The sequence below is a fragment of the Paenibacillus whitsoniae genome (genome assembly GCF_003955665.1).
Taxonomy (GTDB): domain Bacteria; phylum Bacillota; class Bacilli; order Paenibacillales; family NBRC-103111; genus Paenibacillus_E; species Paenibacillus_E whitsoniae.
Genome location: NZ_RXHU01000011.1, coordinates 110,575 through 124,921, shown reverse-complemented (window position 1 = coordinate 124,921; position 14,347 = coordinate 110,575). Strand labels below are relative to the sequence as shown.

Here is a 14,347-nt window from a genome sequence, read left to right as displayed (position 1 = left end):
GCATGGGCCTACTCGATTGTCCAAATGGTGTGGGTTGTACAATGAGGAATAGTCGGGCTATAAGGTGTTATTACGATAAGCACGTGGAGTGGTTCCGGCAATTTTTTTAAAAGCGCGGCCAAAGTAGGAAAAACTGTTAAACCCGACAGCTTCCGAAATTTCGGTTATGGGCATATTGGTGTTGGCCAGTAGTCGTTTGGCATGGTGAATGCGAGTCTGATTAAGAAAATCCGTGATCGTCAGACCAATCGTCTTTTTAAACAGGTGACAGAGATAATAGGGGTTGATATATAAGTCCTGAGCCAATTTCTCCAAGGGAATGTCCGTATTGAAATGTTTGGACAAATATTTGACAGCTTCTTCGACTTTAGGATTAATTGTGTTGCGGGCAATCGGTTCAAGCTCCTTTTCTTCCCCGTTAAAGACGAGTCGATCGATTTCCAGCAGCAATTCGTTCAAATAAATGCGCATCGCCAAGAAGTCGCCAGTATTGAGCCGCGCATATTCCTCATGCAGCCGTTCCAGCAAATAATCGAAGTGGCGCAGCCGTTCGCCGCTTAACCGAATGTGCCGGTGCTGGTTCAGGCGATCGAATACGCGAAGAAACCGCTCCCGAATTTCGGGTTCGAGCAGCTCGGGCAAAAAGTGAATGGCCGAGCGTGTGCTCGGCAATTGCAGTTTGGGCGAGCTTTTATGGGACTCGAGCGCGCTGATCAAGATCAGATCGTTGCCTTCGAGCGGATAGATGTTTTCCTCAATGACAAAATAACCGCTGCCTTCGTGAAACAAATAAATTTCATAGCCGGCATGTGAATGGAAATTCATGTAAAAGTTTTTTTCCGTTTCCTTATATTTCATGTGGATGGGTAATTCTTGCAATTTATTGTTTACGAAAAAGTCCGTTGATTGATATGCCTGATCTGCCATAGGCCAATCCTCCTCTGGAAGTATGCGCTCTCATTCATTCTAAATCGAAAAATTCAAGAAAGCAATATCGGTATGGTTTTACGCAATTGATCGAGAGATTTGCATCCGTTTTCATACTATACTTGGCTCATACCGCTAATCACATGAGTCGGAGGTGCGAAACAGAGAAAGGCGGCATACAACCAGAGGAGTGGGATCAAGAAATGGCTGTCGTAAAGAAAGAACATATTAAAAATGCAGCTGAGCGTGTCTATCGTTATATGACGGAAAGCGATTCAACAGATTGGGGGATGAATATTCATGCTTGGGATTGGGTGCCCGGTGTTGGGGTCATTGCCTTGCTTCATTATTACGATCAAACAGGCCAAGAGGACGTTCTGAACTATTTGACCGGGTGGGTCGATCGAAATCAAGACAAAGCAGGTCGTACGAAGGTGATCAACTCGATGGCGCCGTTTGCCATCTTCCCTCGCTTGTACGAACAAACCAAACAATCCTACTATCTTGATCAGGCTAAGCAAATTTCCCGCTGGATCGTAGAGGAAGCTCCGCGTACGCGGGAAGGTGCTTTCGAGCATACGGTTACAGAGGAGGACAGCTTTCCCGAGCAAGTATGGGCAGACACCATCTTCATGGCCGTCTTGCTGCTGGCTAGGACGGCCAAATTAACCAAGGATGCCGACCTTGCTGCGCAAGCGCTTGAACAGGTGGCCATCCATTTGCGGCTGCTGCAGGACAAGGAAACCGGTGTCCTGTTCCACGGATGGAACTGCGCTCAAGGCGACCATTTGTCAGCGGCACGCTGGACGCGGGCGAACGCTTGGGTGTGCGTAGCCGTACCAGAAATTCTTGCTGAAATTTCCGAACTCATTGCAATTCCGTCCGAGATTGGCTTACACTACAAACGGATGATTGATGGGTTAATCACGTACCAGAACGAGCAAGGCTTATGGCACACGGTGATGGATCAAGCCGAGTTTTATCACGAAACGTCAGGCAGTGCGGGAATCGCTTGCGGCATTATGCTGGCAATTCGAAGGGGCATGCTCGATGAAAGGTACAAAGACTTCGTGATGAAAGCGCTGAATGGCGTGCTGGCGAACATTCATGCAACCGGTGAAGTAGGCAGCGTTTCCGGAGGTACGCCGATCATGCCGACGATCGAGGCTTATCAAACTATTGAGCGAATACCGACTTTGTATGGGCAAGGGATGGTACTGATGCTGCTGGTGGAATGCTTCGGTTTGGAGTAAACGAATCTATGGTTATGGAGGGTTAGGTATGAACGTTCGGAGTTCTGATGCATCGATAACCAGAACCAGCCCCAGAAAAAGCTCATTGCTTCGGAGCATGTACCGCTATCGCAGGCTGTATGTGCTGGCGCTTCCCGGCATCTTGTATTTTTTGGTATTCCATTATTTACCCATGTGGGGCGTGCTGATTGCCTTTCAGGATTACAGTCCGTTTCAGGGTTTTTTCGGAAGCGATTGGGTCGGGTTCAAACATTTTATAGACTTTTTCCAAAGTGACAAATTTTTAAGACTGCTTGGCAACACGCTGATGATTAACTTGCTAAAGCTTGTGCTATTCTTCCCGGCACCGATTGTGCTGGCGTTGCTGCTGAACGAGGTAAGAAATGCCCTGTATAAACGTTTAGTACAAACGGTCGTTTACTTGCCGCACTTTCTGTCATGGGTTATCGTCATCGGCATATACTCGCTGATGTTCTCCTCAACCGGCTTCGTCAATGAACTGGTCGTGATGATGGGCGGCACCGCGAAGAAATGGATGATGATGCCGGAGTTGTTCCAAATAACGATCGTGCTTCAAAATATTTGGAAAGAAACCGGCTGGGGAACGATTATTTTCCTTGCCGCACTAAGTTCTGTTTCGCCTGAGCTTTACGAGGCAGCTGTCATGGATGGGGCCAGCCGCTGGCGGCAATTGTGGAATATTACGCTGCCGACGATTCGGCCGACGATCATTATGCTGCTCCTGCTGCAACTTGGCCATATCTTAAATACTGGTTTCGAGCAGATCTTCTTGATGCTGAACCCGCTCGTGCTGGATGTGGGCGACGTGTTTGCGACGTATGTGTATAGAGAAGGGATTTTGCAAGGGGACTTCAGCTTTGCTTCCGCTGCGGGATTGTTCAATTCACTTGTAGGGCTAATCCTCATTCTCGGCGCAAATAAACTCACCAAAAAACTGGGCGAAGAAGGGCTCTTCTAGGGAGGGTGAAACCATGAGATTTAAACGAACTTTTGGCGAGGTACTGTTTGATCGTGCCAATTACGTAGTGCTCGCCCTCGTTTCCGCTGTCATGCTGCTGCCGTTTGTCAACGTACTCGCTTCTTCGCTTTCAAACGGCGTTGAACTGAGCAGGGGAGGGCTCGTCCTCTGGCCACGCGGTTGGTCGCTGGAAGCGTATACCTATATTTTTAGACAAGGGGATTTGGTCAAATCACTGGGTGTCACCGTATTCATCACGGTGTTGGGTACGGCATTGAATCTGATCGTCACCTTTACGCTCGCCTATGCGTTATCCAAATCGCAATTGCCTTTCCGCAATCCGCTGCTGATGCTGGTCTTCTTTACCACCCTGTTCAGCGGGGGCATGATTCCGAGCTTCATATTGGTTAAAAGCCTTGGCTTGCTTGACAGCCTGTGGTCGCTGATTATTCCCGGCGCGGCAAGCGCGTTTAACGTCATTATTGTCAAATCGTTCATGCAGTCCATTCCGGATGGGCTCGAAGAGTCTGCCACGATTGACGGCTGCACAGAGTATGGCACGTTTTTCCGAATCGTGCTGCCAGTTTCCATGCCGATCGTCGCGACGATGATTTTGTTCTACGCGGTTGGCCACTGGAACGAGTTTTTTCAAGCTATTCTATACATTAATTCGCCATCCAAATGGCCGATGCAAGTGTTCTTGCGGCAAGTTCTGCTCGTTCTTAGCTCATCGGAGCTGAATGCGTCCATGATCGATCATGATCAAATGACGCAGCTCGCGGAGCCGATTAAAATGGCGATGGTCATTGTTGCGACAGTGCCTATTGTGATTGTGTACCCGTTCTTGCAGAAATACTTTGTGAAGGGCGTCATGATTGGCTCCATTAAAGGGTAAAGCTTTGCACCATCCATTCGCTAAATCCAAGGGGGATTTGAAATGAAACCATTGACACAGAAAACGCTTTATACTTGCTTCACCGTCGTACTCGGAAGTACTTTGATCTTATCGGGCTGTGGCAAATCAGACTCTTCCAGTGGAAGTAAGGCGACGGGAGCGGCTTCTGCAACGCCTTCAAAGCCAGTGCCGGTAACCTTCTCGATGAATGTGAATACGGTGCCGGACGTGGAGAACAACGAGGGCATTAAGTGGCTCAATCAGAAGTTCAATATGGATCTGAAGTTTACGCCGATTCCTAACTCGAATTTCCAGGAAAAATTCAATGCCATGGTCGCTTCGGGCGAAATGCCGGACGTGTTCACGTTTAACTTCGATGCGACGGCCGTGAAGCTGATTAAACAAGGCGCGGTTGCTCCGCTGGATGACATCATTGCGAAATATCCAAATTTGAAATACACCAAATCGCACTATGACAACATGAGCTACAACGGCAAAGTGTACGGTATCCCAATCGCTCGCTCGCTGCTCTCCGCTCCGAATGCTCCGCTGATTCGTCAGGATTGGCTCGATAAGCTGAAATTGCCAGTGCCTAAGACGCTGGATGAGTTGTATGCAACCATGCAAGCGATGACGAACAACGATCCGGATGGCAATGGTAAAAAAGATACTTACGGCCTGCAGCTCGGCGAAATTACGGGACGTGTCGGCGACTTCAACGGTCGTGAGTTCTGGGGAGCGGCGGATCTGCTGTACAGCTTCGGTTTGGACGGCTCCGGCTGGGTGCTGAAGGATGGTCAGCTTGTGATGAACGAAACGCTGCCAGAGTATAAAACGTACCTCGATTGGCTGAAAAAAGCTATTGCCGAAGGCTTGGTCGATCCGGATTTTGCCTTGAATAAAGCGAATCAATCACAAGATAAATTCTTTAAGAACGGCAAGAGCGGGATTGCATTCGATTTCGTCTCCAATATTCGCAACTTCACTTCAACCGTTCCGAAAACAACACCTGGCGCGAAGTTGACTGCATTCGAGCCGCCAGTTGGCCCGACAGGCAAAAGCGGCGTTGTTTCCGGCCCTGGCAACGTTGGCGCGATCTTTATCAGCGCGAATGCGGCGAAGGATGCCAATAAAGTCAAGACGATCATGCAATGGCTGGATTACGGTCCGTCCAAAGACAACGGCTACGTAGTCGGCAGCGCGCAAAAATACAACATGCTGCAGAACTACGGCTTGGAAGGCGTAACCTTTAAGAAGAACGCCGACGGCAACGTGGAAGTGACAGATAAAGACAAGCTCGCAAAGCTTGGCGGCGGCTACATTTTGCCGACACAAGCGCTGCCTAACCCGGAGAATACGAACTATACAAAAGATACCGACGACCCGGATACGTTGAAGCTGGAAATTGCAGCGAACGATATTCTGATCAAACACTTGAAAGCAAGCCCAATCGCAGGTCTGCAATCGGCAACCGAACAAAATACGCCGGACATGTATATGGACCTCGTAAAAGCCAAAGTGAAATATGTCATGGGACAATTGAGCAGCGCTGAATGGGATCAAGCTTTGAAAACGTTTATGGATAAAAACGGTACGAAAGTGACACAAGAATATAATGAAGCGCTCAAAAATGTAAAAAAATAATAAGCCAGCCCCCGGTTCTCGGGGGTTTTCTCATCAAGTGAATTTGTCCAAAGGAAGTGCCAGCCGAATGAAGGAACAAGCCATTCAAAAGTTGATTAACGGAATTGTCGATAAACAGTGGAAGGATTTCGATCTGCAAGCACTGGCACTCAAGACAACCAGAGGTCCCGGGTATAATTATCATACCAATGTACGGAATGCCGAGGTTCATATGATTCGGGAGTCGTTCTACTTTGCCTTGTCGCTGCTCGACCGGCAGGCGGACGGGGATTGTTCGCTGGCAGCCCGAATCATTGACCGTTTGCTTCACTATCAAGTACTAGATCCTGATCATCCATCATATGGCATATGGCCTTATTATATGGAAGAGCCGGTCGACGACATGGCGTCGCCGGATCGAAATTGGGCCGATTTCTGCGGCAAAGCGTTAATCCAGGTTTATGTTGACCATGCGGATGCATTGCCAGCTGAGCTTCATACGAAGATCAAAGCTTCGCTCGAAGCCGCTGCACGCTTGATTATGCGACGGAATGTCCTGCCGTCCTACACGAATATTTGCATTATGGGGACGTATGTTGCGCTGCTGGCCGGAGAGCTGCTAGGCAATGCCGAGTTGTTCGCATACGGCCGGAGCAAGCTCCAGCTGCTGCACGAATATTGTACGTATCATGGCGCTTTTACCGAGTACAATTCCCCAACGTATACGATCGTCGCAATTGAAGATTTGTCTCTGATGCTGAGACATATTCGGGATAACACAAGTCTGACGATGATTCGTGAACTTCATGACATGGCTTGGGCCTCCATTGCGGAGCATTATCATGCGCCGACACAGCAATGGGCTGGCCCGCACAGCCGTTCCTATGAAACACTGCAAGGCAATGCCTTCTTATCCTTCCTTCAGCTTGCTGGCCAAGGCAGATTGGAGCTCGTTCCGGACGAGGAGCTGGATATTCATGCGCTATGGGCCCGGGTAGGGCTTAACATGCCGGAAGTCTATGTGCCGTATTTTAAGGGGGAACGGGCGGCAAGCTTCTCTCAAAAGGTCATTGTCAAAGGGGAGACCCCGGTGATTGCATCGTCGTATCTGACACCGGACTTCACGCTGGGTTCATTTAATCACTGTGATCTATGGAATCAGCGCAGACCGTTGACAGCATATTGGGGAAGTGCCAAGCAAGCCGCTGCGCTGCGCTTTCGCTGCTTGCACGATGGCTACGATTTCAGCTCAGGTCTGCTCCATACCGTTCAGCAGCGAGGGCTCCTGCAAGGGATTGCGCATTTCTGCTCCAATCATGGCGACAAGCATTTTACGCTGGATCCGATTGATGGCAAAGTAGAGGCGTCCTCCCTACTGCTCCGATTTGAATTCATTGGAGATCGGAGCGAGCTTCTGCTGCCGAGTCAACTGATCATTGGCAAGCCAATACGCATTTGCACACCAACGGTCACGATTGGTCTGATCATCCCGTCCTGCCGCTTTGGCGATTACACGCCTACACTTCGCATGAAGGAAGAAGAAGCTGCAACAGCCATTGAAATTGTCCTCTATGAGGGGGAACGTCGAGAGCACAGTCTATCCGAGTTGCGCGAAGCGTATGTTGCATTTGGGCTGCTGCTTGAACGGGCCGATTGTCCGGAGCAGGAGTTTACCGCCAAGATTATGAGCATCGCAGTTGCAAGATCAGAGAAGGAAATCCAACTTATTTACGAGGATGCGGCCAAAGTGCTGCGGGTTGGCGTGCCGCACGGCGTTCTGCCGTTCCGTGAAGCGATGCAGAGGGCAATGTGCAGAAGTGAATTAAAAATTGAAGCGGGTGCGCCGATTTGGTCGGTATAAAGGGAGGGGCGTGTCCCCTCTGAGATTAAAATGAAAGCGCATTCAATGAGTGAGTGAGTGAGTGAGGGAGGGTATTTATGCAATTTTTGTTTAAACATGCTCGAAATAACCGGTGGAAGTCGCTTGCGCTGGCTTCCTTGCTCCTTGTTTCTGCTGGCGGTCCGGCAGTGTTAGCGGCCGATCCGGCTCCAATGACGCCGGATACGCCGATTTACTACGATCGGGTCGATAATGTATATCCGGATCTGGCGAAAAGCGAAACGATGCTGAACTTCTTTCAGCAGAATCTGATTGCTAATCAGCAGCCGGACGGACGTTTTGATAATTATCCGCAAAAAGTTTACGTCTCCGGCACCAATCTGACGGCTGGCAACATAGTTGCGAATTACGGTTTTGAACAAGGAACCACAGTGCTGCCGGAGGGGTGGACAGCGACAGATGGATTAAGCGGAACGCCAAACGGCGTGAATGTGAACTGGCAGGCGGATTATACTTCCGCGCTGGAGGGCAAGCGGTATGTGGATATGTCGGCCTCGTCGGCAGCGAGTGCGGCCCTTGTCCAGCAGATCAGCAACCCGGTGCATGTGATGGTCGATTATTCTGCTCCGGCAGATGTCACGCTAACGCCCGGCAGTTTGATGATTTTCAGCGCATTCTATCAAGCGGAACAGGCATCCGTCCCATCCGGTGGGCAAGGGATCTACGGCAAAGTTACGTTCTTGGACGGCAGTGGACAGCCATTGGGAAGTCCCTACGTGTTCCAGGGCAAGAGCGGCCTGACGGGGTGGCAGGAAATTCGCGGGCTCGTGACCGTTCCATCCATCCAGCCGGCGAGCATTCTCGTGCAAGCGGGCATTGATGGCACGCAAGGCAGCGTCCAGTGGGACGGCGTTCGCCTCATGCGTGTCGACACGTCGGCAGGCAGTGATCAGATTCCGTATGCTACAAAAGGAACGGCCGCTGTGCCGAATGCCGGATTTGAAACTTCAGCCTCCTGGACAGCGGTGCAGGAAATCGGACCTGCGGCTGCAGTGACTGTATCTGCGGCAGGCGGGAGCAGCGGCAAAGGGGGGCGCATCGCTTCAACTTCCGCTTCAACGGTTGCATTGCTAAGCAACACGGTATCGGCATCAGGGAACGGGACGCGCCAATTTGGCGGCGACTATCGCATTTTTAACGTGAACTACAAAACCGATGCGGGCTTTGTCGCGGCAGATGCGCACAGCGTTGAAGCGCGGCTTGTTTATCTCGATATGAATAAGCAGCCGATCGGCAGCACCAGCTTTTATGGCGCTCCAACGGAGGGGCAGTGGGGGACAATCTCTGGCGTATTCGATACGCCGTATCCGGTGTATTATGTGCGCATTGAATTGCGCAGCAATCGTGCTGTGGGAACGGTGACCTTCGACAATGTTTCGTACATTGGTGTAGATCAACAGGCGAGCAGTACGGAAGCCGGCTTGGGAACCGTCGGTATGCTGGCGTTCAACTGGACACGCACGGGGAAAACAAATGATGAGCTTGCCAAGCGAACACGCGACGGCCTCACCTTTTATTTGAAAAATCGCGTTACGACCATCGATAATCTCGCCAATGCAAATAAATTAATGCCGAGCATGGCAAACAGCGGCGAGATCTATGTGCCTTATGCTGTCAGCGGGGCGACGACGGGGGCCGATTATCCGACAACCGCATTCGGCCTGCACAATCTGGCGACAGCCATCCAATATGGCGAAGGCTTGTTTACGACCGATCAGCTTGCAGATGCCAAAGCGAAGGCGCTATCCATGTGGAGATGGATTACTCGCGTCGTGCAATTCAACACGCAGCAATCGATGAACCAGACGCTCGTTGCGCTGCTCGGCGGCATTCAGATGGCGAATATTACGCAGGATGACGCCTTGAAGCAGGAGATTCGCGATTACTATGCGATTGGACTCGCGGGCACGAACTTGCCGCCGGCCACAGGTGGTGTGCGCAAAGCGGCTCGTCAGAATATTGACGGCTATAACATTTTTTATGAAGTGAATGGCTTCGATGTCAGTTATGCGGGTGTTTCTCTGAGTGATTTGGCCGGCATTATGCAGGAATTGCCGGACCATGATGCGGGTTATCGCGATCTTAGGGATCTGCTATATCAAGACGGCATGGAAATGGCCAGCTATTTTAACGTCAGAATGGCGGCGGACGGGTGGATTTTTGCAGGTTCACGCCACAATGAAGGCGGCAGCTCCGCTTATAATATGGGGAATTTCTCGGGTCTGTCCTATTGGGGACACGCGCTGGAGGCTGATCTTGGGCGCTTTTTAATCAAATCCTTCTCTTCTCCGACGTTGACGTATGGAGATACAGCGAATCTGGGGCATCTCGCCGTTCATGGGCCGATGTTGATGTACGAAACGATTTCGCACTACCCTTGGGATCGCACGCAGCCGCAGAAGCTGGAAATGAACAGTTTGCGAAAAGGAAGCGTTTCGGCTTACTTCAAGCCGGACAACAAGCAGCCGCTGAACGTTTCCGTCTCCGGCACGGATTTCATGGAGAGCTTGTATGATACAGGCATAGCCGATCCGGATAAACCGGGATTCCCCAAGATTGACCGGATTAACGGCTGGTACGCGCAAGCGGCGGACGGCAGCCGCCAGTACGACGATGTGAAGCAAACCACCCTTAACCAGGCACTGCCTAATTATTATGTACGGCAAGATGACGGCAAAGCGTCGAACGGGGTGAATATGACGCAACAATACACGATCACTAACGGCACTTCGCTTTACAACGTGCTCGCGGTTCGATTCGGCTCAACGCAGCGTTTTTTATCACTTGGCGAACTGATCGGACTGCCGTACATGTCCGTTCCGCAACGCGCTTATGCGCCGGGAGCGACTGAACCTGACCGAGTGCGCATCAACGGGTTGTATGGCATCGACGGCACGCCACTTCTGGACTTGGCGAAGGATGCCGGTGCTGTTAGCACACAGGCCTTTGTGGCGGGCACCTCCAGAGTGACAGGCTTTCCGATGCTGAAGGCGGAGAGTGCGCCGGCAGGGGGCGCCACCAAGCCAACCTGGCTGTCCATCGCAGATGAGGGCGCGCTAAGCGCTGGATTCGTGACGACACCGGGTAAAATCATGGACGATTTGTACTCAAAGGCGCTTTGGGATCCGACTAACGTTCGATCTTCGGCGAATAACGGCACGATCGTGCAGTTTGCCAACACAGACAAAATTACTGTTCAAGTGACGGATAGTACGATAGCGGCTGAGTATAAGGAAGGCGATTGGGTGTATTTCGTGAGTAAAATTGAACCGAACGCCGGGGCAACCGGCTTCACGTCCAAATCTGTCGCTAAATACGAGAACCGGACGGATGTGCTCCGTGCCTTGACCATTGAAGATGAAGGCATGAAGCTTGTGCTGCACGATGGTCATGCGTTGTTCATCGACAAAGCAGGCAGAACCGCGCTGATTGACGGACACGCCATCGGCGGTATCGATTTGGCAGCGCTTCGCAGCCAAATGGGCAAGACGCGTGGAGGCAACCCGGAGCAGTTCCCCTATGCCTACGACCTTAACGGCGACGGGCAAATCGACACGGCGGATCTTGGGCAGCTAGGCTTCTACATGCGGCCGCTGACCGATCAGCCATAAGGAAGGTGAGCAGCGTGAATCGAAAACAGAAATATATGGCTATGACGCTGGCAGGCAGTTTATTCTTGAACGTATTTGGCTTGATCGTGGGAACAGCCTTTGCGGCTGCAACCGTCGGAACAGATGAGAACTTCAACTCGCTGCCGGTCGGCAACTTTTCTGCGCCGAATTGGACGCCGACACTTACGCCGGATGGCAGCATCCGCGTCGTTGCGGATGCTGCCGATCCAGCGAATAAAAGCGTGCGGCTCGAGAAAACGACAACGACCGCGACGAGCAATCTTACGCTGGATCGGAAAAATCTTTCCGTTTCGGGCAAAGCCATCATCGGATATCGCTTGAAAACAGACGAAACGACTGGCACTAAGTCCGCCCCGTATGTGTACGGTGCCGGCACAAGCTACAACATGATCTCTTTGTCCGTAGTCGGCGCCAATATTAACGCATACAACGGGAGCTCCAGCTCCGCGATTCTAACCGGATTTCAAGCGGGAAAATGGTATAACATACAATTTGTGCTGGATACCGTAACAAAGAAATATGATGCGTACATCGATGGGGTTAAAAAAGCGACTGCCTTCTCTTTCAGGGATACGACGGCGAATACAGACACATTGACACTGATTCGCTACTCCATGGATAAAGCGCAGCAAGGAACAATCCAATTCGATGATCTGTTCGTCGATCAGCTGCCGGATTCGCTCAGCATGGAATCCGCGTATCACCTTTCTCTCAACAGCGCCCATGCGTCGCAAGTGAGTGCGGTGTACAGCGATCACAGCGTTGACATTACGGATAATGTAACGTACAGCTCTTCCAATTCTTCGATTGCTGCAGTCGATGCCAGTGGGAACGTTAAGGGAAATGCGTTAGGAACAGCCGTTATTACGGCGTCGTTCGGCGGCCTTACCGCCACTTCTACAGTGACGGTTACGCCTGGAAATGTGCTGAATGATGTTCAGCTTGATCAAGCTGATTACTTGTTAAACGAGGGCCAGCAGCTCATCTCCGTCTTAACGGCAGTCTATTCCTCCGGGCCAATTCAAGCGAATGGTTTGCCTGGTGCGGTATTCGTCTCCAGCAATCCTGCCGTGGCTTACGTCGACGTCAGCAGCGGTTTGATTCAGGCGCTTCATTATGGAACGTCTGTGCTTACAGCGACCTATGGCGATAAAACAGCTACTTCGACGATAACGGTTTTGCCGATTTTGCAAAATCTGAACTTGGTCTCCCCGGGTTCCGGTGGGATGGATTTATCCATTGGGGGGTCAGCAGCGAGCGTGACGAAGGCGGTATATTCGGACGGTCAAACGTACGACATCACGCAGCTAGCCGCTTATCAATCCGCGAATCATGAAGTCGCAGACGTGGACGCGCAAGGGAAGGTCGTGGCGTTAGCGCAAGGGAGCACCGTGATTACCGTTACATACGGCGCTCAATCTGTTACATTCCCTGTCAGAGTATCCTCTTTGAAGCTGGATCAAACAGCGTATTCGCTGGCCATCGGCGCATTGCATGCGACCGTCGTCAGCCGCCTAAACGCTGACGGCAGCGAAATCGACGTAACATCGCAATCTACTTTTCAAGTGGAGGACCCGTCTATTTTACAAGTGGATGCCACGGGGAAAGTTACTGCACTGCGCAGCGGGACTACGCGTGTTATCGTGGGCTACGGATCGGCGATGGCAACAGTCACAATTACGGTTGTTGGCGAGGGGGCTTCCCAAGATTTTACACTGAGAACCAGTCATAACGATTCAACGATTCAAGTTAAGGTTGCCGCCGGCACAGTAAGCGGTCAAGATGTTCAGGGGCCCATCTATGCGGTGCGAACGCAATTGCAATGGGATCCAAACGAACTGCAGCTGCTCAATGTGAGACCGGAATTATTTATTGGGACGACGAGTCAAGTTACAGCCACCGATACACTTTACGAGCTTGGAAATCAGCCAACCGGTTATCAAAGTATGGTGACAACAGGCGCTGGGATCGTTGATTACCTAGCTACGAAAGTTGGCAACGCGGATGAAACTTCCGCTTCCAGCCACACGGGTATCGCCACGCTGGAGTTTCAGGTGCAACATCCTGGCGCAACTGTTCAATTTCGCGTCCAGGACATGCATGTCGCCATATTGAATCAAGATCAGGTCATTCAAGTGATTCCTAGCTCAATCCTCGCGGGAACGAAAGTGGACATCATCCCTCCCGCATGGCCAGCGAATCGGCAGGTAACGGCCGATCAAGTCGGTTATCACGGAGCTAGTCTAACCTGGACGGAGGCGACAGATGAAGTCGGTGTCACGCAGTATCGCATATATAATGGCAGCAGCTTGATTGCGACCGTCGATGGCTCCGCAAGAAGCTACACAGTTACAGAGCTGCAAGAAGGGACCTCCTACACCTTCAGCGTACAGGCAGGAGATGCCGAGGACAACTGGACGACGGATGGGCCAAGCGTAACGGTCCGCACGTTATCGGAAGATACGCCGTCTACTCCACCAGCGGGTGTTCCGGCTACCCCACCGAAGGAAGAGAAGCCGAATCCCTCCGTTCCCTCTCAGCCGAAGGAGCCGGTCGTAACGCCGTTCAAGGATGTCACGCCGAGCTATAACTGGGCATCCAAAGCGATTGAGACATTAACGGCGAAAGGGATTATCCAAGGCACTTCGCCTACGACGTTTGAGCCTGGCAAAACGGCATCAAGAGCGGATATCATTACTTTGATTGTACGCGCGCTAGGGATTAAGGCTGATCTTAAAGAGAATTTTAAAGATGTTGCTCCTGATGATTACTATTATCAACCTATGGGGGTTGCAAAGGCGTTGGGCATCGTGAACGGAACAGGCGAGAATATCGCCCTGCCGGAGCAAGCGATTAGCAGGCAGGATCTGATTGTTCTGATTGTTCGGGCGCTTCAAGCCTCCCAACCGCTCAACGTGCAAGGAAATGAAACGGTATTGCTCAAGTTTAAGGATGCGCAGCTAGTCGCTCCATATGCCAGAACCAGTATGGCTTTTATGATCGAACTTGGGCTGGTGGAAGGCGATGGTGTCGACCTTAATCCGCAAGGGACGGCGTCTCGTGCAGAAATCGCCGTGATTTTAGCGAGAGTGATGGACAGATTTAATCTGCTAAAAAATAAATAGCCGATATCGTTTT

General features: G+C 51.2%; 8 protein-coding genes. 7 read left to right on the top strand and 1 reads right to left on the bottom strand.

Annotation, left to right across the window (positions count from 1 at the left end):
* Positions 1 to 57: 57 nt before the first annotated feature.
* Entirely contained in the window at positions 58 to 927 is an 870-nt protein-coding gene (locus EJQ19_RS02970) for a helix-turn-helix transcriptional regulator (protein ID WP_126139711.1), read from the bottom strand.
* A gap of 203 nt (positions 928 to 1,130) precedes the next feature.
* Between EJQ19_RS02970 and EJQ19_RS02965 the strand changes: the two genes are divergently transcribed.
* The 7 genes from EJQ19_RS02965 to EJQ19_RS02935 all read left to right on the top strand — a co-directional run bounded on the left by EJQ19_RS02965 (position 1,131) and on the right by EJQ19_RS02935 (position 14,334).
* Entirely contained in the window at positions 1,131 to 2,180 is a 1,050-nt protein-coding gene (locus tag EJQ19_RS02965; RefSeq protein ID WP_126139710.1) for a glycoside hydrolase family 88/105 protein, read from the top strand.
* A gap of 28 nt (positions 2,181 to 2,208) precedes the next feature.
* Positions 2,209 to 3,159: an ABC transporter permease gene (locus tag EJQ19_RS02960; RefSeq protein ID WP_241242703.1), complete on the top strand. Its 951-nt coding sequence runs from the start codon at positions 2,209 to 2,211 to the stop codon at positions 3,157 to 3,159.
* 13 nt (positions 3,160 to 3,172) lie between these two features.
* Positions 3,173 to 4,054 (top strand): carbohydrate ABC transporter permease, encoded by an 882-nt coding sequence (locus tag EJQ19_RS02955; protein WP_126139709.1) that lies wholly within the window; start codon positions 3,173 to 3,175, stop codon positions 4,052 to 4,054.
* Between the two features lie 42 nt (positions 4,055 to 4,096).
* The gene (locus tag EJQ19_RS02950; RefSeq protein WP_126139708.1) at positions 4,097 to 5,698 is read left to right on the top strand and encodes an extracellular solute-binding protein; all 1,602 of its coding nucleotides are present in this window, start codon (positions 4,097 to 4,099) and stop codon (positions 5,696 to 5,698) included.
* A gap of 67 nt (positions 5,699 to 5,765) precedes the next feature.
* Entirely contained in the window at positions 5,766 to 7,538 is a 1,773-nt protein-coding gene (locus EJQ19_RS02945; protein WP_126139707.1) for a hypothetical protein, read from the top strand.
* Between the two features lie 77 nt (positions 7,539 to 7,615).
* Positions 7,616 to 11,188: a hypothetical protein gene (locus tag EJQ19_RS02940; protein ID WP_126139706.1), complete on the top strand. Its 3,573-nt coding sequence runs from the start codon at positions 7,616 to 7,618 to the stop codon at positions 11,186 to 11,188.
* Between the two features lie 14 nt (positions 11,189 to 11,202).
* Positions 11,203 to 14,334 carry an S-layer homology domain-containing protein gene (locus tag EJQ19_RS02935; RefSeq protein ID WP_126139705.1) on the top strand — a complete coding sequence of 1,044 codons (3,132 nt, stop codon included), beginning with the start codon at positions 11,203 to 11,205 and terminating at the stop codon, positions 14,332 to 14,334.
* Positions 14,335 to 14,347: the final 13 nt, after the last annotated feature.